This is a genomic window from Roseobacter sp. CCS2, assembly GCF_000169435.1.
Lineage (GTDB): Bacteria > Pseudomonadota > Alphaproteobacteria > Rhodobacterales > Rhodobacteraceae > Yoonia.
In genome coordinates this window covers 301,633-324,041 of record NZ_AAYB01000003.1, presented here as the reverse complement: position 1 = coordinate 324,041, position 22,409 = coordinate 301,633, and the positions used below count along the sequence as shown (strand labels likewise).

The following is a 22,409-nucleotide window of genomic DNA, read 5'->3' as shown; positions in this document are numbered from 1 at the left end:
GGCGTATCGCACGGCAATCCATTCCTTCTTAGCAGATTAGGGCTAGCCATTACGGCGCGTCCGCGTTATCCGCGCGCCAACTTACCCTTAAAGGCTGATCTGATGGATATCCGCAATATCGCGATCATCGCGCACGTTGACCACGGCAAGACGACACTTGTTGACGAACTTCTCAAGCAATCCGGCGTGTTCCGCGATAATGAGGCCGTGTCAGAACGCGCAATGGACAGCAACGACATTGAACGCGAACGCGGCATCACCATTCTGGCGAAATGTACGTCCGTGGAATGGAAAGGCACGCGCATCAACATCGTTGACACCCCCGGCCACGCCGATTTCGGCGGTGAGGTTGAACGCATCTTGTCCATGGTGGATGGCGTTGTCCTGCTAGTGGATGCCGCCGAAGGCCCGATGCCGCAGACGAAATTCGTGACCTCCAAAGCGCTGGCATTGGGTCTGCGCCCCATCGTTGTGGTCAATAAGGTCGACAAACCCGATGGCGAACCTGACCGCGCCGTGGACGACGTGTTTGACCTGTTCGCAGCGCTTGAAGCCAGCGATGAACAGCTTGATTTCCCGACCATGTATGCCTCCGGCCGCGCTGGCTGGTGTGATACGGAATTGGATGGCCCGCGCGAAAATCTGGACGCGCTGTTTGACCTGATCGTTGATCACGTGCCCACACCCGCGCAGATCACCCGCAAGGATGAACCGTTCCAGATGCTGGCGACCACCTTGTCCGCAGACCCCTTTATTGGCCGCATCCTGACAGGCCGCGTTGAAGCCGGTACGTTGAAAGCGGGCGACACAATCAAAGCGCTTTCGCGCGAAGGTGAGAAGATCGAACAATTCCGCGTGTCCAAGATTTTGGCGTTCCGTGGTCTGGCCCAACAGCCCATTGATCTGGCCGAAGCTGGCGACATCGTCACCATTGCAGGCATGACCAAGGCAACGGTTGCCGACACGCTCTGCGATCCCAGCATTGATGTGCCGATCCCGGCCCAGCCGATTGATCCGCCGACCATCACAGTCACCTTTGGCATCAATGACAGCCCACTGGCCGGTCGTGATGGTAAAAAGGTGCAGTCCCGCGTCATCCGCGAACGCCTGATGAAAGAAAGCGAAGTTAACGTCGCCATCAAAATCGCCGACACCCCCGGCGGTGACGCGTTTGAAGTATCAGGCCGTGGCGAACTGCAGATGGGTGTTCTGATCGAAAATATGCGCCGTGAAGGTTTTGAGCTTTCAATCTCGCGTCCGCAGGTGATCTTCACCGAAGAAGACGGGCAGCGCATGGAACCCGTTGAAGAAGTCACCATTGATGTTGATGATGAATACACCGGCGTCGTGGTCGAAAAACTGACCGGCCCGCGCAAAGGCGAGTTGGTCGAGATGAAACCAGCCGGTGCCGGGAAAACCCGCATCATTGCGCATGTGCCGTCACGCGGTTTGATCGGGTATCACGGTGAATTCCTGACCGATACACGCGGGTCTGGCGTACTGAACCGTCTGTTCCACGGTCAAACGCCTTACAAAGGAAAGATCGACGGCCGCCGCCAAGGTGTTTTGATTTCCATGGAAAACGGCTCCTCCGTGGCTTTTGCACTGTGGAACCTCGAAGATCGCGGCAAGATGTTCATCGGCGCGCAAGAGGCGATCTATACCGGCATGATCATCGGCGAACACAGCCGCGAAAATGATTTGGAAGTGAACCCGCTGAAAGGCAAAAAACTGACCAACGTGCGTGCCTCCGGCACGGATGAGGCGGTGCGTTTGACAACGCCGGTCACCATGTCGCTGGAACAGGCGATTGCCTATATCGACGATGATGAACTGGTCGAAGTGACGCCAAACGCGATCCGCCTGCGCAAACGCTATCTGGACCCGCACGAGCGGAAGCGGCAAGCGCGCGCCAGCTAGGCGGGTGCGACCACGTCACCCACATAAACAGGCCCGGGCGTGGCCACGCTGGCATACCAGCCGCCATGCCCGCGCATCGCATTATATCCACCCGGTCCAAGTGCCTTTTCCATGCGGCTGCATGGTGGGCATGGACCGTGGATTTCCAAGACAGCATCGCCGATCCGCAGCAGGCCCTTGCGCAATGCCAGCAGGTTTAGGTCAGATACGACAAGATTGCGCCGCAACGCCCCTGGCGTGACAACCTCATTATTTGAAAGTGTCGCAATCACCGGCAAATGCTCGGCCTGTATCAATGTGACAGCCCGCTTTCCCGCGCGCCCATGATCACCGACAAGACCGGTTTCTACAATATCAGCAGTCTCGACCACATCCAAAGGCGCGTAACGTTCGCCGCGCAGCCCGATCCAATCCAACCGACCGGCGCGTGCATGACGGGCCATCATTTCGCCAAGCTGGCCTTTCAAGCTATCTCTTCAACGATGCTCAGTTCACGCTGACTGGCGCCTTTGGCAAAGCGCAACGCCTCTTGATAAGCGTCCGAATAATAGCAGTCGTGTGCCGCTTGCAGGCTGGGGAAACGCGCCACAACATTGCGCGGACGATCCGGCCCTTCGAGCTGTTCATACGCCCCACCGCGCGCCAGAAATACGCCACCATGATCGGCAATCGCACCTGTCGCGCGCTTGGCATATTCGCCATAAGCCGCCTCATCCGTCACGCTTACATGGGCAATCCAAAGTGCGCTCATTTCAATCCCTCCAGTACAGCCTTTGCCGCCGCAATCGCGGCATCCGCATTTTCAGCGGATGCGCCGCCCCCTTGCGCCATATCCGCACGACCACCGCCGCCCTTGCCGCCAAGTTCCGGCGTTGCGGCGCGCAGAATATCAACGGCTGATACACGATCAATCAAATCGGCCGTGACACCGACAGCGACCGCAGCCTTACCGCCTGCATCTGCAATCAAAAGGACCGCGCCACTTTCCATCGCCGCCTTCATTTCATCAATCAATGCTGGCAAATCCTTGCCCGTTACACCGCTCAGGACCTGCGCCTGAAACGCCACACCGTTGATCACCTCAGACGGTGCCGCGTCTTTCGCACCGCCCCCCATCGCCAATTCGCGGCGCAATTGCGCATTTTCATTGAGAGCTTCTTTCAACTTGAATGACTCACCCTTGATACGCGAAACAAGCCGATCAATAGGAGTTTTCAATTCAGCCGCGGCAGCGAACAAAATTTTCTCTCGATCACGCAAATGATCCAACGCCGCCTGCCCTGTCAGCGCCTCGATCCGGCGCACACCGGCACTTGATGCGCTGTCACCCAGCGTCACGAATGCACCAATTTCGCCCAATTGTTTGACATGGGTGCCGCCACACAGTTCCAGTGAATAGGTATTGCCGCCCATCCCCTTGCCAGAACCTTCCTGACGGCCCATTGAAACAACGCGCACCTCGTCACCATATTTTTCACCAAAAAGCGCCTGCGCACCCAAGCCGCGGGCATCGTCAGGTGTCATGATACGTGTTTCAACCGGGCTGTTCTGGCGAATGATCGCATTTACGTCCCGATCAATCTGCGCCAGTTCAGCATCGTTCAGTGCCTTTGTGTGACTAAAGTCAAAACGTAAACGATCTGGCCCGTTCAGTGACCCGCGTTGCGCAATATGATCACCCAATACCGCGCGCAGCGCCTCGTTCAACAGGTGCGTGGCCGAGTGGTTGGCCTGGATATTTGCACGCCGCACAGGATCAACCGCCAATTCGGCACCCTGCCCTTTGTGCAAATGGCCCTCAGTCACTTTGGCGAAGTGAACATGGATTTCGCCAAACTTCTTGGTATCCGTAATCTCGGCCTTGCCTGTCTCGGTCCGCAGCGTGCCAGCGTCACCAACCTGACCACCGGCCTCGGCGTAAAATGGGGTCTGGTTCAGCACAATTTGCACCGCACCATCGGCATGGTCCGCTCTATCACCATCAACCACAAGCGCCATGATCTGACCTTCTGCCGTCAGTGTGTCATAACCCAGAAAATCGGTCGCCCCGCTTTCATCTGTGATATTGAACCAAATCGCACTGTCGGCCGCTTCACCCGTGCCAGACCACGCCGCACGTGCTTTGGCCTTTTGTTCTGCCATAGCGGCATCAAAGCCATCGGTATCAACTTCGCGACCTTTTTCGCGCAACGCGTCCTGCGTCAGATCGAGGGGGAAGCCATACGTATCATAGAGCTTGAATGCCGCCGTGCCCGGCAGGGCCGCATCATCAGGCAAGTTTTGCAGTTCTTCATCAAGCAGTTTCAAACCACGATCCAGCGTTTGCTTGAACCGCACTTCTTCGTTCAAGAGCGTCTCTTCAATCAGCCGCTGGCCCTGACCAAGCTCTGGGTAAGCGGCACCCATCTGTTGCACCAGCGCAGGCACTAAACGGTGCATGACAGGGTCTTTGCCGCCCAGCTGATGGGCATGACGCATCGCACGGCGCATGATGCGGCGCAGGACGTAACCACGGCCTTCGTTGGATGGCAGAACGCCTTCAGCGATCAGAAAAGAGGTCGAACGCAGGTGGTCCGCAATCACACGGTGGTGCGTGTTGCCCGGCCCGTCAGGGTCGCTCGATGTGGCATCGGCCGATGCTTCGATCAGCGCGCGCATCAGGTCAGTGTCGTAATTGTCGTGTTTGCCTTGCAGCAGCGCGCCAATCCGTTCCAGCCCCATGCCGGTATCAATTGACTGCATCTCAAGCGGTTTCAGGGACCCATCATCGAACTGTTCATTCTGCATGAACACGATGTTCCAGATTTCTATAAACCGGTCGCCGTCTTCCTCGGGTGATCCGGGTGGGCCGCCCCAGATATGATCACCATGATCATAGAAAATCTCGGTACACGGCCCACAAGGGCCGGTCGGCCCCATACGCCAGAAGTTGTCATCGGTTGGAATGCGAATAATGCGGTCATCGGGCAGACCCGCGACTTTCTTCCAGATATCAGCCGCCTCGTCATCCGTATGATAGACGGTGACAAGCAAGCGATCCTTGTCGATCCCAAAATCCTTGGTCAGTAATTCCCAAGCGAAAGCAATGGCTTCTGCCTTGAAATAATCGCCAAAGCTGAAATTTCCCAACATCTCGAAAAACGTATGGTGGCGGGCTGTATAGCCGACATTATCAAGATCATTGTGCTTGCCGCCGGCACGCACACATTTCTGGCTTGTCGTCGCACGCGTATAGTCACGCGTCTCAACCCCGGTGAACAGGTTCTTGAACTGCACCATCCCGGAATTGGCAAACATCAGCGTCGGGTCATTGCGCGGCACCAATGGGCTAGAGGCCACAATCGCGTGGCCCTGCTTTCCAAAGTAGTTCAGAAAGGTCGAACGGATGTCAGCAAGACTTGTCATGGCGCGCTTTCAAGCAAGAAACTCAGTTGAAACGCAGAAATAGCCCCGCACCTGCACACTGTCCACAGACAATGACCTTATGGCTTTCTTCGTTGATCGAACCAACCAAGAGAGGCCGCAGATAAATTCACAAAATTTTCTGAACTAAACGAAAAAGGGCGCCGCATTCTACGACACCCTTTCCCGGATATTCTCCACCATGATTTCATGGTGTGGGCGTTTATGCAGTCGCCGTCTGCAACCTTAAACCTCTACGAGGTCGTCATCACCGTCATCATGGTTGCCCTCTGGCAGATCGAAATCCAGACCATGGGCCGCGCGAATCTTATCTTCGATTTCCAGCGCAATGCTTTGATTTTCGCGCAAGAATATCTTGGAGTTTTCACGCCCCTGCCCGATCCGTTCATCACCATAGCTGAACCAAGCGCCTGATTTTTCGACCACACCGGCCTTTACGCCCAGATCAAGCAGTTCACCCATCTTCGAGATGCCCTCGCCATACATGATGTCGAATTCCACCTGTTTGAATGGCGGGGCCACCTTGTTCTTAACCACTTTCACGCGTGTCGCGTTGCCCACAACCTCATCACGATCCTTGATCGCACCAATACGGCGGATATCCAGACGGACAGAGGCATAGAATTTCAGCGCATTACCACCAGTTGTCGTTTCGGGTGACCCGAACATCACACCGATCTTCATCCGGATTTGGTTGATGAAAATCACCATACAGCCAGACCGGTTGATCGACCCGGTCAGTTTGCGCATCGCCTGAGACATCAAACGCGCATGCACCCCGACAGAGCTGTCGCCCATATCGCCTTCTAGCTCAGATTTCGGCGTTAGTGCTGCAACCGAATCTACGATCACCATATTCACCGCACCGGACCGGACCAGCGTATCGACAATCTCCAACGCTTGTTCACCAGTGTCAGGCTGCGAAATCAGCAACTCATCCAGGTTCACGCCCAGTTTTTTGGCGTACTGCGGATCAAGCGCATGTTCCGCATCAACAAAGGCACAAACGCCGCCTTTTTTCTGCTCTTCCGCAATCGCATGCAAGGTCAGCGTCGTTTTACCGGACGATTCCGGGCCATAAATCTCGATCACGCGGCCTTTGGGCAGGCCACCTATCCCAAGCGCGATATCCAGACCCAGCGAACCGGTCGATGTCGCCTCAATCTCGGGCATCTTGTTTTCGCCGCCGAGCTTCATAATAGAGCCCTTGCCGAACTGTCGTTCGATCTGCGCCAGCGCGCTTTCCAGCGCCTTTTCTTTATCCGCGGTCTTCTTATCAGTCATCTTGAGGAGTTCTGCCGTTGCCATGTGTCCTGTCCTTATTTCACGCCACCCAAATGGCGGCAATCACTGCTTTTGTTCTCATTGTGTTCTCATCGTTAATGAGATCAAAAGCAGAACATTGCAACATAAATTTTCATGTACCACCCTCATCCAAAGGTGGTTAAGGAATGGTTTATGGCCTAGCATTGGTGAGAAATAGGACGAAAGACAGCAAACAAATGCTTGTTTTCTGGAAAGAAAATCTGGTGCTGCTGGCAGTACCCAAGACAGGATCAACCGCATTGCAGGGCGCACTGGCGCCACGTGCATCCATAGTTGTGCGTGATCCGCCCGAGCTGAAGCATGCCCCTTGCTACCGCTACAAACGATTCTTCAAACCACTTTTCAAACAAGCAGGCGGGCAAAACCCCGAACTGATGGCGATCGTGCGCAACCCCATTGACTGGCTAGGCAGCTGGTATCGGTATCGCACGCGCGAAGACCTGATCGGGCATGAAAACAGCACACGCGACGTCAGCTTTGATAACTTTGTGCTGGAATACTGCAAAGGCACGCCTGCCCCCTTTGCCAACGTCGGGTCACAAAACAAATTTCTGCGGATCAACGACGGCGAGGTCGGCGCGCAGCATCTGTTTCAATATGAGCAGTGGGACAAGGTAATCGGGTATCTTGAACAGCGATTGGATATGACCATTACGCTGAAACAAAAAAATGTTTCGCCCAAGGTGGGCCTCACACTGTCAGCAGAGGTGGAGGCGAAGCTGCGGGAAAAACGCGCGGCAGAGTTTGAGGTTTGGGAAATGGGCCACCGCGCCTCTTAATTTGCGGTCAATGTCCGCCGTACAGCATCCTGCCAACCCGCATACCGCCTGTCCCGCATCGCCTCATCCATCTGTGGCTCAAACCGCTGATCAAGCGCCCAATTGGCCGCGAACCCGGCCTGATCAGGGTAAACCCCGGCACGCATGCCCGCCAGCCACGCTACACCCAACGCTGTCGTTTCCAAAACCGTTGGCCGGTCCACCGGTGCACCAATGATGTTAGACAGAAATTGCATCGACCAATCCGAGGCGCTCATGCCACCATCAACGCGTAAAACACCTTTCTGGTCAGAGGCTTGCCAATCGCTCTTCATCGCCTCTAACAGATCACGGGTCTGGAACCCAACACTTTCCAGCGCTGCCCGCGCAAATTCTGCCGGGCCGGAATTGCGTGTTATGCCATAAATCGCACCCCGCGCGTCTGCGTCCCAATAAGGTGCGCCAAGGCCCGTGAAAGCAGGCACCATATAAAGCTCTTGGCCCTCGTCTGCCGTTTCTGCCAACGGCTGCGTTTCCTTGGCATCGCGGATGATTTTCAAACCATCGCGCAGCCACTGCACAACCGCCCCCGCAATAAAGATCGACCCTTCCAGCGCGTAGGTGGGTTTGCCATCAAATTGATAGGCAATCGTGCCTAAAAGGCGCTTCTTGCTTTCCACCAGCGTATCACCAGTATTCAGCAGCGCGAAACACCCCGTGCCATAGGTGGATTTCAGCATCCCCGGTTCAAAACAGGCCTGCCCGATCGTCGCCGCCTGCTGGTCACCCGCAACGCCCAGAATCGGCAGTTCCTTGCCAAAAAGGTCCGCACGGGTCATGCCAAAGTCTGCGGCACAATCCAACACCTCTGGCAGCATCTGCGTTGGTATCCCGAAACGCGCGCAGATCGTTGTGCTCCACTGGCCCTTACGGATATCATAAAGCATTGTGCGGGCAGCATTTGTGGCATCCGTGACGTGGCGCTTGCCGCCTGTCAGCTTCCAGATCAGAAAGCAATCAACAGTACCAAAAAGCAACTCGCCCGCTTCGGCCCGCGCGCGGGCGCCATCAACCTTATCAAGGATGTAGTTCACTTTTGTGCCCGAAAAATACGGGTCCGCCAGCAGGCCAGTTTTCTGCGTGATCGTCGCCTCGAACCCCTCTTTGCGTAACTCCTCACAGAACGGCGCGGTCCGCCGGTCCTGCCAGACAATCGCATTGTGGATCGGCTCGCCCGTCGTCTTGTCCCAGATCAGGGTTGTTTCGCGCTGGTTCGTAATACCAATCGCCGCGACATCATCTGCCGTGATCCCCGCCTTTTCAATCGCGCCACGACAGGTAGAGGCAACAGAAGACCAGATATCGGATGGATCATGTTCCACCCAGCCCGATTGCGGGAAATGCTGGGTGAATTCTTCCTGTGCCGTCGCTTTGATCCGCATATCGGCATCAAAGATGATTGCGCGGCTTGACGTCGTGCCTTGGTCAATGGCCAGAATATAGCTCATGAAAGTCCCCCCGTTTCGTCTTTTTGTTTCAAGCCGTCATGAAAGCGTCAAGGGCCGCAATCTGATCTTTGGTCAAACGCAGGCCCAGTTTGGAACGGCGCCAAACCACATCTTCGGCGCTGACCGCATATTCCTTTGCCATCAGCCACTTCACCTCGGCCTCGGTTAATGTCGCGCCAAAATTCTGACCCAAGTCAGTGGCCGCCTTAGCATCACCTAAGATATTCTTTGCGTCCGTGCCGTACCCTTTGATCAGGCGCAGCGCCCACCGCGCATCAAGAAAGGAATAATCCGTCTGCAAATCCGCAACCAATTGATCACGCGCGCTCACTTTGAAATCACCGCCGGGCAAAGGCGCATCTGCTGTCCAAGGATCACCGCCACCCACCAGCGGTGTCAACTTTTTCAACGCATTCTCAGCCAGTTTGCGATAGGTGGTGATCTTGCCGCCAAAGATATTGAGCAAAGGCGCGCCATTGTCATCCAGCGACAACACATAATCGCGCGTCGCTGCGGTCGCGGACTTTGCGCCATCATCATAAAGCGGGCGCACACCCGAATATGTCCAAACCACATCATCACGCGTCACTGGTTTTTCAAAATACTGCGACGCAAAGGCACACAGGTAATCCTGCTCTTCATCGGTCGCATACGGTTTTTCCGACAGGTTTTCATGCTCGGCATCGGTTGTGCCGATCAGTGTGAAATCCGTCTCGTAAGGAATAGCAAAGATAATCCGCCCATCCTCGCCCTGAAAGAAATAGCTTTTGTCATGATCAAACAGTTTTTTGGTCACGATATGGCTGCCACGGACCAGCCGCACACCTTCGGATGTATTCAACCGCGCCACATCGCGCACGATGTTTTCCACCCAAGGGCCACCGGCATTGACCAGCGCGCGCGCCGTATGCGTTTGCTGGACACCGTTATGTTCTGTCACAATCTCCCATGTGCCATCGACACGGGCCGCACTGACCACTTTGGTGCGCGTCATGATCTGCGCACCGCGTTCCTCTGCATCCCGCGCATTCAGCACCACCAGGCGCGAATCCTCGATCCAGCAATCAGAGTATTCATAGGCTTTATTGAACTTGCTTTTCAGCGGCGCGCCGGTTTCCCGCTTCGTCAGGTCCACAACATGCGTGCCCGGCAAAATCTTTCGCCCGCCCAGATTGTCGTACATGAACAGACCAAGCCGGATCAGCCACGCTGGCCGCCTGCCCTTCATCCACGGCATCACGGTCGACAGCAGTTTCGACGTTGGCGTGTCATTTTCGAACCGCATATCGGCATGATAGGGCAGCACAAAGCGCATCGGCCAAGAGATGTGGGGCATATTCTTAAGCAGCACTTCACGTTCCACCAGCGCCTTTTTCACCAGACCAAACTCAAAAAACTCAAGATAGCGCAGGCCACCATGGAACAGTTTGGTCGACGCTGAAGACGTGGCGCCGGCCAGATCATTCATCTCGGCCAGACCCACCTTCAACCCGCGCCCCGCCGCATCGCGCGCGATGCCGCAGCCGTTGATCCCACCACCGATCACAAAGATATCAAAGTCCGCGTTCATGTCGTGCCTCATTCGTTTAACGGCGGTTTAGACATCTGCCAGACAGGTGCAAGCCACCGCGGGCAAGATGTTCGCCAATTCCTATACGAAAACAATACGAAATACGCGAACCTTATGTTTCTATGACATTTGACTTGCACCGTATTCGCTTAACTTCATAAACGAACATATGGATACCGAAACCCGCCTCGCCCGCATCCGCACCCTTGCCCAGACAGATGGCAAAGTCATCGCAACGGACTTGGCCACAGATCTTGGCGTCGCGGTGCAAACCATCCGCCGCGACCTGCGCCAACTTTGCGCTGCGGGGCTGTTGGAGCGTATTCACGGCGGTGCCGTTCTGCCCTCTGGCGTCAGCAATATCGGCTATGGCGACAGACGCGCCTTGAACCGCGACATCAAGATCAGGATCGCCCGGCGCACAGCACAGCTGATCCCTGACAACGCCTCACTGTTCCTGAACATCGGCACCACGACAGAAGCGGTGGCGCATGCCCTGCACACGCATCACAATCTGATGGTCGTCACCAATAACCTCAACGTTGCCAACATCCTTGCCAGCAACCCCAGTTGTAATGTGGTGGTCGCCGGCGGCAGCCTGCGCCGTTCAGACGGCGGGTTGGTCGGCGACCTCGCCACCCTTGCTATCGACCGGTTCAAGGTAGATTTCGCCGTGATCGGCGCATCCGCCATCGACCTCAGCGGTGATCTGCTGGATTTCGATCCCGAAGAAGTGCGGGTCAGCCAACAGGTAATTCAGGCGGCACGCGCCACGATACTGGTGGCTGACAGCACAAAGTTTACGCGCAAAGCACCGGTGAAAATCGCGTCACTGGCACAGGTGGATCACTTCGTGACAGACAGGGTGCCATCAGAGGCGTTGATTAATCAGTGTGCGGATTGGGGAACAAAAACGTCCTTGGTTTGATGTTGGACACGAGAAGGTCTGGTTTGAGCCCAAACTGTCTACCGACCTTGAGCACTTGCCCATTGGGTAACAACTGCAATACGATCACTTTCATTGCGGCATCGCCACTTTTGAAGCCGATCTTCACTATTGAATACGTCCGATATGTATGCGCGGAACCTTGACCTATTCTTTAGGCTGCGAAGAGCGAACTTGTATTGCTGCCAAGGCCAATCGATGTTGCCGGGCGGAAGTTCTGGTCTGGTGCGACCAAAGTGTTTCCACGGGCGTGTCGCAAGCTGCCATGCCCTGACATGTTCGGGGGGGTCCAGCCAAACAAGCGCGTCGGCCGTTTCAATAGCTTTAGCCAAGAGGCTTGGTCCACCCTCAAGTATCCATTCTTCTGTATCAAGCGCTTCAACCAGCGCGGCGTCGATCTCATCACGAGGCCGTTGTTGCCAGTGCTTTTGAAGTTTTATTGCATCAAAAGAGATCACAGGAATCTCTGGTCGGGCCAACACCAACTTGTCAGCGAAATGGCTTTTACCGACGCCATTCGCTCCGGTGATTATCAACTTTTTCAACTAAACCTCGCTAAATTGCCCAACTGTGAAGAATAGCGATTTTTGCCGATACATCCAACGGCAGCTTCGTCCGCATAGCGAACATTGCGCATCTAGCCTGTAACGCCCTTAAACCCCGTCGCCACCACGAACTTCTCTGAACTATCCGACCGTGATGCTGGCGGTTTCACGTTCGCAACCTTTTTGAACCGCGCCTTTAGCAGTTTTTGCAAATCACCCTCGGCCCCGCCTGCCAGCACCTTTGCCACGAAAGTCCCGCCTTCTTCCAGCACGTCGAAAGCAAAATAGGCCGCCGCTTCGCACAGCGCGATGATCCGCAGGTGATCCGTCTGTTTATGGCCCGAGGCCGAGGCCGCCATATCCGACATCACCACATCGGCTTTGCCACCCAGCCACTCTTTCACTTTCAGATCGGCGTCATCTTCCATGAAATCCAATTGATAGATTTCCGCACCTGCAACCGGCTCCACCTCTTGCAGGTCGACGCCCAGTACATAGCCTTGCGCCTTGCTCGTGCGTTCGCCCAGCGTATTGGCGCGTTTGACGGCGACTTGCAGCCAGCCGCCAGGCGCACAACCCAGATCGACAATCCGCGCGCCAGGCACCAGAAAGCGGTATTTATCATCCAGTTCCAATATCTTATAGGCCGCCCTGCCCCGATACCCTTCGGTCTGGGCGCGTTTGACGTAAGGATCATTCAACTGCCGCTGCAACCATTGGGTCGAGCTGAGCTTGCGTCCGCGCGCGGTTTTCACCTTCACGGTCAAATCACGCTGTCCGCGTCCGGAGGTGTTCTTTTTTGTGGGTTTCTTGGCCATAGCCCCGCCTATCGCCTAAAACGGCGTGTCTTCCAAGACCCCATGCGCCGACATTTGCGCATAAAGCAGGCCTTCTCGCAGGCCACGGTCCGCGACTGACAAACGGTCGGTCGGCCAAAGCCGCATCAGCGCTTGCAGAATGGCAGAGCCTGACATGATCAGCGCCTGCCGGTCCTTGCCGATGCGCGGATCGGCGCGGCGACCTGCGGGGCCTAGTGTCAGATAATCACGGATCACCGTATCAATCTGATCAGAGGTCATGCGCAGCCCGTCAACCTTGGTCCGGTCATAGCGCTTGAGGCCCAGATGACTGGCCGCCACCGTTGTCACTGTTCCGCTGGTGCCGATAATCTGGAAACCTTCACGCGCTTGGGCAGCGGCATAGGGTGAAAACTCTTCTAGGTTTTCCTCAAAAAACCAGCTCATTAGCGCAAAGCGCGCCGCGTCATCCTCAACATCGGAAAACTGATCACGCAGTGTCGCCACACCCAAAGGCACTGAAATCCAATCAACCACCTTGGCCGCAGCAAATGGGCCGGGATCAGACTTGAACCCGGCATGCAACCGCATGATTGCCCGCGGACGTTCGCGTTTTGGCACATGGGTCAGGTCAATCCACACCAACTCGGTCGATCCACCGCCGATGTCCACGACCAGTAACTGTTCAGTGTTCACACTGACCAAAGGCGCACAGGAGATCACTGCTAGACGCGCCTCTTCCTCGGGTTTGATGATTTCCAGCTTCAGCCCGGTCTCGCGCCGCACCTGTGCGACGAAATTCCCGCCATTCAACGCACGGCGACACGCCTCTGTTGCCACAAGGCGCATATTTTCAACACCATGGCGTTTCAGCTTTTCACGACAAATGCGCATGGCAGAAATCGTCCGGTTCATCGACGCGCGCGATAACCGACCTGTGTTTTCCAAACCCGCACCCAATTGTACGGATTTTGAAAAGCTATCAACCACATGAAATTGGCTGCCCTTTGGTTGGGCAATCAACATGCGGCAACTGTTCGTGCCCAGATCCAGCGCGGCATAGAGGTCCGCAGGATCGGGCTGTTTTGGCGCGGGGGTCTCGACCGCTTTGGGGAACGCGCCCGCACCTTTGGGACGCTTGGGCGCCATAACTTACGCCCTCCATTTTCGTGTTATGTTCAAGCTAGGCGCGGAAATGTGTTTGCACAAGCCTTGTGATGGCCACCTTCAAAACCTTTATGCAAATAATGGGGGTTCGCCCCGGTATTCCGGCACGATGCAATAGGTTAGCAATCAGTGCGGTCGCTGTGGGCATCTGCCATGTCGAAAACCGACATTGAGGTGCAATCGGCGGTGATAGAACGAAGACAAGAGGAATAAGGGGAATCATTCATGGCCGACGTCACAATCGTCTATTGGCGCGATATGCCAGCCCAGGTCATTGTGGGTCGTGGGCGTCGTGGTGTGAAACTGCCCCTGCCTGAACGGTTTGAACAAGCCATTGATCGTGCGGCGATGAAATCCGGTGCTGCCCAGTCCGATGACTATATGTCAGGGTTTCGCAAGGCAGACCCCATTCCGGTTGATGGCACCGATCAAGAGGCGGCAGCGGCCACAGTCGCCAAGATCGACACCGACTATGATCCTGAGCGTGTCAAAACGCTTATTGCCAACGATGGCTGGGCTTGAACACCCCGCCCCCCTTTACAAAGCGCCTATCGGAGGTCGTCATGTCCTTGCTTTCATTCCGCAAAACCAAAGAACCCGCTGAAACGACAGTGAACCCCCAGCTAGAGGCGTTTCTGCAAGACTACTCGATCGAAGTCATGCCGCGCACGGCTGAGAAAGTCGATGACTTTCGCGCACTGCTGCCCGCAGGCACACGGGTCTATATCGCGCATATCGAAGGCACACCGATTGACGATATGGTGGCGACGGCCAAACGCCTTTCCACTGATGGTTACAAAGTCATGCCGCACTTCCCCGCGCGGATTATCAAGGATGAGGCCACGCTTGGCGATTGGATCGCCCGCTATCAGGGCGAGGCTGGCGTCGATCAGGCCCTTCTTCTGGCGGGTGGCGTGTCCCAGCCGCATGGCGACTACCATTCCTCCATGCAGCTTTTGGAAAGCGGTCTATTCGACAAAGCGGGTTTCAAACGCCTGCATGTTGCTGGCCACCCCGAAGGCAACCGCGATATCGACAAGGACGGCACCGACAGTCACGTGATGGACGCCCTGCGCTGGAAGCAGCGTTTTAACGACACCACCGACGCAGACATGGCGCTGGCCACACAATTCGCGTTCGAGGCCAAGCCGATCATCGCTTGGGCGGACGCGATCAAAGATGCTGGCGTTACCCTGCCCATCCACATCGGCATTGCGGGTCCGGCCAAGCTGCAAACCATGATTAAATTCGCCATCGCTTGTGGCGTTGGCCCGTCGCTGAAAGTGCTGCAAAAGCGCGCAAAGGATGTCAGCAAACTGTTGCTGCCGTTTGAGCCGACCGAGGTACTGACTAAACTGGCCGCCCACACAGCGGCCAACCCGGATTTCAACATCACGAACGTTCATTTCTTTCCTCTGGGTGGCATCAAGACCAACGCCAACTGGGCCATCGCACATGGCGGTGCCTCTGCCGTCCCTGCTTCTCAATCTTAAGGACCACATTGCATGACACGCACGATTGTCGAATCCAAAACCAAAACGGCCATTATCGGGTTCGACCAACCCTTTTGCGTGATCGGTGAGCGGATCAACCCAACAGGGCGCAAAATCCTGGCTGAGGAACTGGAACGCGGTGATTTCTCCCGGGTTGAGGCGGACGCGCTAGCGCAGGTCGCGGCGGGTGCGAACATCCTCGACATCAACTCTGGCGCTGTGTTTTCGAACAAAATGGCCGAAGATCCGCGCTATGCCGACAACAACTTTGTCGAACCACCGTTGATGAAAGAAATGGTTGAGCGTGTGCAGGCGATCACGGATATCCCGCTTTGCATCGACAGTTCTGTGCCGGGTGCTTTGGAAAACGGGCTTGCCGCAGCCGAAGGTCGCCCGCTGCTGAATTCGGTCACAGGCGAGGAAGAGCGTCTCGAACTGGTGCTGCCTTTGGTCAAAAAATACAACGTACCCGTCGTGGCAATTTCCAACGACGACACCGGAATTAGCGAAGACCCCGACGTGCGCTTTGCGGTCGCAAAAAAGATTGTTGAACGCGCCGCTGACTTTGGCATTCCTGCGCATGATATCGTGGTTGATCCGCTGGTCATGCCTATTGGCGCGATGGGTACGGCTGGCCTGCAAGTGTTTACCCTTGTTCGTCGTCTGCGCGAAGAACTGGGGGTGAACACCACTTGCGGCGCATCCAACATCAGCTTTGGCCTGCCCAACCGGCACGGGATTAACAACGCCTTTTTACCGATGGCCATGACGGCTGGCATGACGTCTGCAATCATGAACCCGGTCGCGCTGCCTGTTGGGCCCAAAAAGATCGCGGAAAAGAAGGCCGAAATCGCAGCCGCTGGCATTATCCTACCTGAAGGCATGGATGATGAAGCCTTCGTTCAGCTTTTCGGTATGGGTTCAACTAAACCCCGCGCAGGCAAGGAAATGGAAGCAATCCGGGCCGCGAATTTTCTGACTGACAACGACGCCTCTGGCGGCGAATGGATCAGGTTCAACCGCATCGCCCCCAAAGAAGGCGAAGGTCGCGCCCGTACGGGTCGCCGCCGTCGCGGTTAAGCCTTTGCGCGCTTTGCCAAACTGCGCAAAGCACCGTTCAGCACAGCCATATCACCACCCACGCCCAGAAAGGTCACACCTTTCTGGGCGTATTCGTTAAACCGGCTTTCATCAAAAGTGATAATCCCCGCGATTTTGCCCGCAGCCACCGTGCGGGCGATCAGATGATCAATCGCCTTTTCGACCTCTGGATGATCCGGCTGACCGGGATAGCCCATATCAGCTGACAAATCCGCCGGGCCAACAAAGACGCCATCAACACCGTCCACCGCCGCAATCGCATCAATATTATCAATGGCTTGCGCGCTTTCGGCCTGCACAAGCAAACAGACTTCTGCGTTAGCGCTCTGTGGATAGTCGGTAACAGCCCCCCACCCCGTGGCACGCGCCAGAACGGCGCCCATGCCGCGATTGCCATCAGGGGGATAGCGCATCGCGCGGGCCATCGCCTGCGCTGTCTGGGCATCATCCACCATCGGGATCAGCACCGTCTGACAACCCAGATCAAGCGCCTGCTTGACCATCCAAGCCTCTGCGTTGGCGATCCGGATCACAGGTGGGGTGCCACTGATAGCAAGCGCTTGCAATTGCGGCAGCATCTCAGACACGGTGTTAGGCCCGTGTTCCCCATCAATCAGACACCAGTCAAAGCCCGCATTCCCCGCAAGCTCTGCCAGAACACCGGTCCCTGATGTCAGCCAAATCCCATGCTGCACCCGCCCTGCCTGAAGCGCTTTTTTCAGTGTGTTTTCCGGTGTTTGCATCGCGGCCCCTTCAAAAAATAAATCGCGCCGATGCGAACACATCGGCGCGATACAAGCAACTCGTTAAGCTCGGGAGGAACCCCTTAACGGTAATAAAGCGATTGTCCATTATGGAAAATCTGGACCTTATCGGGTGCCGCCGCCATGCGCACAGACTTGCCACGTAGGTCGGCGTGAATGCCGGGGAGTTTGCCAATGACAGCTTCGTTATCACCGACCTTATCGAAATATAGCAACGTGACCTCACCCAGCGCTTCGGTGATGTTCACTTTGCCTTCAAAGGCATAATCATCGCCACTGGTTTCCAGCATATCCTCTGGACGGATACCGATGTTCACTTTCAAACCCATATCAGACGCATTCGTCGGAACGGCAGATTTTGCCAGACCACCTGCATCAAGCTTTACGGTTGTCTGTTCGCCAGTTTCAACAATTTCACCAGACAGCAGGTTCATCGACGGTGATCCGATGAACTGGGCCACAAATTCATTCTCAGGACGCTCATAAAGCTCTAACGGCGATCCAACCTGTGCGATCCCCTTGTTTGCCAAGACCACAATCCGCGTCGCAAGCGTCATCGCTTCGACCTGATCGTGGGTCACATAAATCATCGTGCTTTCGGGCATCGATTCCTTGAGTTGCGCAATCTCAATCCGGGTTGCGACGCGCAATGCGGCATCAAGGTTGGAAAGCGGTTCGTCAAAAAGATAGACTTTGGGATCACGCACAATCGAACGCCCAATGGCCACACGCTGGCGTTGCCCACCGGACAAGGCCTTGGGCAGGCGGTCAAGGTATTCGTCCAGTTGCAAAATCTTGGCCGCACGCCCCACAGCCTCATCAATCTCGGCAGGGGTTTTCTTGGCCAGCTTCAGCGCAAAAGACATGTTATCGCGGACGGTCATATGCGGATAAAGCGCATATGATTGGAACACCATGGCGATGCCCCGCTGTGCAGGTGGGACATCGTTTACAACCTGCCCGTCGATCTGCAACTCACCACCGGTGATCTTTTCCAGACCGGCAATCATGCGCAAAAGCGTCGACTTACCGCAGCCAGATGGGCCCACAAAAACGATCAACTCGCCCTGTTTGATATCAAGGTTGATGTTCTTCAACACATCAACCGTGCCGCCATAGGTCTTGGCAACGTCCGTTAATAGCAGATCAGCCATGTCTCACTCCCCTTAGAATTATGACTTAAGCGCGAGGCAAACCTGCCACGGCCCAAGGTGCAGTCTTCCGTCTGCAGATGTATGTGCGCTGCCCAACTCGGCACCGATTGGTGTCCAGCTCCCCTCGGGCAGATCGAAATCGGATGGTGTTTCGCTGACGTTAAAAGCGCAAAAGATTGACTGCTTGCCCTCTGTTCGGGTGAAATACACCACGTCACCTTTGGCCTTTACGCTGTCATGCTTGCCAACGCTAAGTGCGGGATGCGTGTGACGGAACGAAATGGCCTTGCGATAGTGATGCAGTAACGCGCCCGGTTCATCCTCTTGCGCGGCCGCCGACATGTGCAAATGTTCCGTCGCGACAGGCAGCCAAGGCTGCGCGGCAGAGAACCCACCGTTTTGATTGCTTGCTTCCCAAACCATGGGTGTGCGGCATCCGTCACGGCCTTTGAATTCTGGCCAGAATTCAATGCCATATGGATCTTGCAAGTCTTCAAACGCAACATCGGCCTCTGGCAGCCCCAATTCTTCGCCTTGATACAGGCACACGGATCCGCGCAGGCACATAATCAATGTCGCAAACATGCGTTGTGCCGCTGGCGGCAAATCCCAACGTGACGCATGGCGCATCACATCGTGGTTTGAAAACGCCCAGCAGGCCCAGCCGTCAGCGGCCACATCATCAACGCGGTGCATCACATCAACGATACGTTGCGCCGTTGGCTGATCTTTTGCCAGAAATTCAAAGGCATAGCACATCTGCATCAGATCATCGCCAGCGGTATACTGGCCCATAATCTCTAGCCCCAGTTGGGCATCGCCCACCTCGCCCACGGCGGCAGCGTCGTAAGGTTCCATCACCGCGCGCAGCTTGCGCAAGAATTCCAGATTTTCGGGCTGGTTCTTGGAATAGATATGTTCCTGATGGTTATATGGGTTCACCGAAGGCGCAATATTGGCGTTCCGCTTTTCGGGGGGCAGCGGCGGATTGTCCCGCAGTTGCGCATCATGCATGTAGAAATTGATCGTATCCAAACGAAAGCCATCACAACCACGGTTCAACCAGAACCGCGCCACATCCAGCAGTGCCTCTTGCACCTGTGGTTCGTGAAAATTCAGGTCAGGCTGGGACACAAGGAAGTTGTGCATATAATACTGTTCACGCCGCGCATCCCACTGCCATGCGGACCCACCGAAAATCGACAGCCAGTTGTTGGGCGGCGTGCCATCAGGTTTAGGGTCAGCCCAGACATACCAATTCGCCTTGTCATTGGTGCGGTTGGCCCGGCTTTCACCGAACCAAGCGTGTTGGTCGCTAGTGTGGCTCAGCACCAGGTCAATCATCACGCGGATGCCTAAACGATGTGCGGTTTCCACCACAGCGTCGAAATCAGCCAGTGACCCGAACATCGGATCAACGTCGCAATAGTCGCTAACGTCGTAGCCAAAATCCTTCATCGGTGACATGAAGAAGGGCGAAATCCAGATCGCATCAACCCCAAGCGAGGCAATATAAGGCAGGCGCTGCACGATCCCCAAAAGGTCGCCAATGCCATCGCCATTGCTGTCCTGAAAACTACGCGGATAGATCTGATAGATCACCGCACCACGCCACCAATCCTTATCAATGGCCATCTCAGTATGTGTGGCAAGCGCCGTCGTCATCGTTGTTCATCCTAGATTGGTTGCAGCCCCAAGGATCACCCCCGGAGCCGCGATGAGTTACTTCACCGAACCGGCCAACAGGCCACGCACCAGATATTTTTGCATCGCAAAGAACACTGCCAGCGGCACCGCAATCGACACGAAAGCCGATGTCGCAAGGATTTCCCAGTCGCCGCCGCGTGTGCCCAGCAGTTCAACAATCTGTTTGGTCATCACAGTGGTTTCGCCTGATGCATCAATCAGGAACACCAGTGCCACCAGAAGATCATTCCATGTCCACAAGAACTGGAAGATCGCGAAAGAGGCCAGCGCAGGAAAGCTGAGCGGCAGAATGATCTTGGTAAAGATCTGGAAATCTGTCGCCCCGTCCACTTTCGCGTTCTCGATGATATCGCGCGGCAAGCCGACCATGTAGTTGCGCAAAAGATAGATCGCCAAGGGCAGACCAAATCCGGTATGCGCCAGCCAGACCCCTAAATAGCCCTTTCCAATCCCAATCGCATTATGCAGCGATAGCAGCGGGATCAGCGCCAATTGCAATGGCACCACCAACAAACCAACAATGATGGCAATCAGGATCGCCCGCCCCGGAAAGTCCATCCATGCCAGCGCATAGGCAGCGAAAGCCGCAATCAGGATCGGAATGATCGTGGCCGGTATTACCACTGTCAGCGTATTGAAGAACGCTTTCGCCATACCTTGGGAATTGGCCTCGTCAAACAGCACAAAGTTATAGTTTTGCAGCGTAAAGTCAGGCGGTGACACCACATCAAGGAACACCCGTTGGGCACGCCCGCTGATCTGATCATCATCGCCTTCCCAGACATAAGACCCATCCACCTGCAGCGTTAAAGTTTCACCATCGCCCAGATCAGCCGTTGCACCGGGTTCAAACTCGCCCAAGCGGCGGCTGGATGTGCCCCATGCGTTCAACTCACCTTCAAAGGCTTCGCCGTCAAAGATATTGCCTTCGACCATGAAGCGCCCGTTACCCAGATCAACGCGGTTATCATCCGGGTCCGCTGCGCGAATTTGTAACGTCTGTTCAGCCGGGAACATCGCCGACCACCAGCCGGATGCGGTAATCTGATCACCAGTTCGGAAAGACGAGATAAACAAACCAAGCGTCGGAAACAGCCACAGTGCAACCAGTGCAACCACAGAAATGTTCAGTGCCCAAACGACCGCGGGCTTTCTTCCTGCCATCGCATCCATCACTTCATCTCCTTACGGGCATTGTGGACATTCCAGACCAGGATCGGCGTCACCATCAGCATGATGATCATCGCACTGGCTGATCCCATCCCCCAGTCGTTCGCCCGGAACAGTTTGTCGTACATGTAGTTGGCCAAAACTTGCGTTTCCCATTGACCGTTGGTCATCGCAAACACGATGTCAAAGACTTTGAGGGTGGCAATGGTAATGGTCGTCCAGACCACCACGATAGTGGACATGATCTGCGGAATTTTGATCTTGAAGAAAATCTGGAATGGATTGGCGCCATCAATGATCGCGGCCTCAACCGTTTCCTCTGGAATACCGCGCAAGGCGGCAGATAGAATGACCATGGCAAAACCGGTCTGAATCCAGATCAGCACTGCCATCAGGAAGAAGTTATTCCAGAATGGCACCTGCAACCATTGCACCGGCGCGTCGCCGCCAAAGGTCAGGTAAAGATGGTTCAGAATACCAATCTGCGCCACATCTTCGGGGCGGGCCTCATAGATCAGTTTAAAGATCACGGCAGCACCGACAAAAGAAATCGCCATCGGCATAAAGACGATGGATTTGGCGATATTCCCCCAGCTCAGGCGGTCGGTCAGCTGTGCGGCCAACAAACCAAAACCCGTCGCGGCAGCTGGCACAACAACCAACCAAAGGACGTTGTTACGCAGCGCTTCCATGAACTTGGGTTCTGCGAACATCTGGGTGTAATTGTCGAAACCGACAAAGGCGTATTCATTGCCGGGCAAACGTTCAAGAAAGCTCAGGCGCAATGTGGCGAAGACCGGGTATGCAAGATAAAGACCAAGCGCCAGCAAAGCGGGCATCAGGAACAACCAAGGCCGGATTTGATTGGCGCGGTTGATGTTGCGCCCCGCATTCGGCCCCTCGGCCTTGAACAATACTTTATCAAGAAACAGGTTCGCCCCGTAAAAATAGCCGACGCAGCCGCCTACCCCGATAATGATTGTGATTAATCCTTGTAATGCCGGATTCATAGCGCCCTCCCCTTCGCAATGTATCTCTCAACGTCGCATGATGCGCCGTG

20 protein-coding genes are annotated in these 22,409 nt (G+C 55.5%); 6 read left to right on the top strand and 14 right to left on the bottom strand.

Annotated features, from left to right (window positions below; genetic code table 11):
- The first annotated feature begins 102 nt into the window (after positions 1-102).
- Positions 103-1,920: a translational GTPase TypA gene (gene typA, locus RCCS2_RS12840; RefSeq protein ID WP_008234877.1), complete on the top strand. Its 1,818-nt coding sequence runs from the start codon at positions 103-105 to the stop codon at positions 1,918-1,920.
- Here typA and RCCS2_RS12835 read toward each other — a convergent pair.
- The 4 genes from RCCS2_RS12835 to recA form a co-directional block, all read right to left on the bottom strand.
- Complete coding sequence (locus RCCS2_RS12835) at positions 1,917-2,387, bottom strand: MOSC domain-containing protein (RefSeq protein ID WP_008234876.1); 471 nt, start codon at positions 2,385-2,387, stop codon at positions 1,917-1,919. The two genes, typA and RCCS2_RS12835, sit on opposite strands and share 4 nt — an antisense overlap.
- A complete protein-coding gene (locus RCCS2_RS12830; protein WP_008234875.1) occupies positions 2,384-2,671 on the bottom strand; it encodes a DUF1330 domain-containing protein in 288 nt (95 codons plus the stop codon). The genes RCCS2_RS12835 and RCCS2_RS12830 overlap by 4 nt, the downstream gene beginning before the upstream one ends.
- Positions 2,668-5,325, bottom strand: coding sequence for an alanine--tRNA ligase (alaS, locus tag RCCS2_RS12825; protein ID WP_008234874.1), 2,658 nt, complete (start codon positions 5,323-5,325; stop codon positions 2,668-2,670). The genes RCCS2_RS12830 and alaS overlap by 4 nt, the downstream gene beginning before the upstream one ends.
- Positions 5,326-5,568: 243 nt before the next feature.
- Positions 5,569-6,651 carry a recombinase RecA gene (gene recA, locus RCCS2_RS12820; RefSeq protein ID WP_008234873.1) on the bottom strand — a complete coding sequence of 361 codons (1,083 nt, stop codon included), beginning with the start codon at positions 6,649-6,651 and terminating at the stop codon, positions 5,569-5,571.
- Between the two features lie 194 nt (positions 6,652-6,845).
- Between recA and RCCS2_RS12815 the strand changes: the two genes are divergently transcribed.
- On the top strand, positions 6,846-7,448 hold the full coding sequence (locus tag RCCS2_RS12815) for a gamma-glutamyl kinase (protein ID WP_008234872.1): 603 nt from the start codon (positions 6,846-6,848) through the stop codon (positions 7,446-7,448).
- Here the strand turns inward: RCCS2_RS12815 and glpK are convergent.
- Both glpK and glpD read right to left on the bottom strand, forming a co-directional pair.
- Positions 7,445-8,935, bottom strand: a complete 1,491-nt coding sequence (glpK, locus tag RCCS2_RS12810; RefSeq protein WP_008234871.1) for a glycerol kinase GlpK — start codon at positions 8,933-8,935, stop codon at positions 7,445-7,447. The two genes, RCCS2_RS12815 and glpK, sit on opposite strands and share 4 nt — an antisense overlap.
- 28 nt (positions 8,936-8,963) lie before the next feature.
- Positions 8,964-10,505 (bottom strand): glycerol-3-phosphate dehydrogenase, encoded by a 1,542-nt coding sequence (glpD, locus tag RCCS2_RS12805; RefSeq protein WP_008234870.1) that lies wholly within the window; start codon positions 10,503-10,505, stop codon positions 8,964-8,966.
- A 169-nt stretch (positions 10,506-10,674) separates the two neighbouring features.
- Between glpD and RCCS2_RS12800 the strand changes: the two genes are divergently transcribed.
- Positions 10,675-11,433: a DeoR/GlpR family DNA-binding transcription regulator gene (locus tag RCCS2_RS12800; RefSeq protein WP_008234869.1), complete on the top strand. Its 759-nt coding sequence runs from the start codon at positions 10,675-10,677 to the stop codon at positions 11,431-11,433.
- Positions 11,434-11,471: 38 nt separating this feature from the next.
- Here RCCS2_RS12800 and RCCS2_RS18180 read toward each other — a convergent pair whose 3' ends face one another.
- From RCCS2_RS18180 to RCCS2_RS12785, 3 genes are all read right to left on the bottom strand, one after another.
- Positions 11,472-11,996 (bottom strand): DNA topology modulation protein FlaR, encoded by a 525-nt coding sequence (locus RCCS2_RS18180; RefSeq protein ID WP_008234862.1) that lies wholly within the window; start codon positions 11,994-11,996, stop codon positions 11,472-11,474.
- Positions 11,997-12,088: 92 nt separating this feature from the next.
- On the bottom strand, positions 12,089-12,814 hold the full coding sequence (locus RCCS2_RS12790) for an RlmE family RNA methyltransferase (RefSeq protein ID WP_008234861.1): 726 nt from the start codon (positions 12,812-12,814) through the stop codon (positions 12,089-12,091).
- 15 nt (positions 12,815-12,829) lie between these two features.
- Positions 12,830-13,942, bottom strand: a complete 1,113-nt coding sequence (locus tag RCCS2_RS12785) for a Ppx/GppA phosphatase family protein (RefSeq protein ID WP_008234860.1) — start codon at positions 13,940-13,942, stop codon at positions 12,830-12,832.
- Positions 13,943-14,185: 243 nt separating this feature from the next.
- On the opposite strand from RCCS2_RS12785, the gene RCCS2_RS12780 reads away from it, so the two are divergent.
- The 3 genes from RCCS2_RS12780 to RCCS2_RS12770 are packed head-to-tail and all read left to right on the top strand — an operon-like array spanning position 14,186 to position 16,533.
- Positions 14,186-14,482 carry a virulence factor gene (locus tag RCCS2_RS12780; RefSeq protein WP_008234859.1) on the top strand — a complete coding sequence of 99 codons (297 nt, stop codon included), beginning with the start codon at positions 14,186-14,188 and terminating at the stop codon, positions 14,480-14,482.
- 41 nt (positions 14,483-14,523) lie between these two features.
- On the top strand, positions 14,524-15,453 hold the full coding sequence (locus RCCS2_RS12775; RefSeq protein WP_008234858.1) for a methylenetetrahydrofolate reductase: 930 nt from the start codon (positions 14,524-14,526) through the stop codon (positions 15,451-15,453).
- A gap of 12 nt (positions 15,454-15,465) precedes the next feature.
- Positions 15,466-16,533, top strand: coding sequence for a methyltetrahydrofolate cobalamin methyltransferase (locus tag RCCS2_RS12770; RefSeq protein WP_008234857.1), 1,068 nt, complete (start codon positions 15,466-15,468; stop codon positions 16,531-16,533).
- Here the strand turns inward: RCCS2_RS12770 and RCCS2_RS12765 are convergent.
- The 5 genes from RCCS2_RS12765 to RCCS2_RS12745 all read right to left on the bottom strand — a co-directional run bounded on the left by RCCS2_RS12765 (position 16,530) and on the right by RCCS2_RS12745 (position 22,359).
- The gene (locus RCCS2_RS12765; protein WP_037294191.1) at positions 16,530-17,297 is read right to left on the bottom strand and encodes an HpcH/HpaI aldolase family protein; all 768 of its coding nucleotides are present in this window, start codon (positions 17,295-17,297) and stop codon (positions 16,530-16,532) included. The two genes, RCCS2_RS12770 and RCCS2_RS12765, sit on opposite strands and share 4 nt — an antisense overlap.
- A gap of 83 nt (positions 17,298-17,380) precedes the next feature.
- Positions 17,381-18,472, bottom strand: a complete 1,092-nt coding sequence (locus tag RCCS2_RS12760; RefSeq protein ID WP_008234854.1) for an ABC transporter ATP-binding protein — start codon at positions 18,470-18,472, stop codon at positions 17,381-17,383.
- Between the two features lie 18 nt (positions 18,473-18,490).
- Entirely contained in the window at positions 18,491-20,107 is a 1,617-nt protein-coding gene (locus RCCS2_RS12755; protein WP_037294189.1) for an alpha-amylase family glycosyl hydrolase, read from the bottom strand.
- 87 nt (positions 20,108-20,194) lie between these two features.
- Positions 20,195-21,352 carry a carbohydrate ABC transporter permease gene (locus tag RCCS2_RS12750; protein ID WP_008234850.1) on the bottom strand — a complete coding sequence of 386 codons (1,158 nt, stop codon included), beginning with the start codon at positions 21,350-21,352 and terminating at the stop codon, positions 20,195-20,197.
- Complete coding sequence (locus RCCS2_RS12745) at positions 21,352-22,359, bottom strand: carbohydrate ABC transporter permease (protein WP_008234849.1); 1,008 nt, start codon at positions 22,357-22,359, stop codon at positions 21,352-21,354. The genes RCCS2_RS12750 and RCCS2_RS12745 overlap by 1 nt, the downstream gene beginning before the upstream one ends.
- Positions 22,360-22,409: the final 50 nt, after the last annotated feature.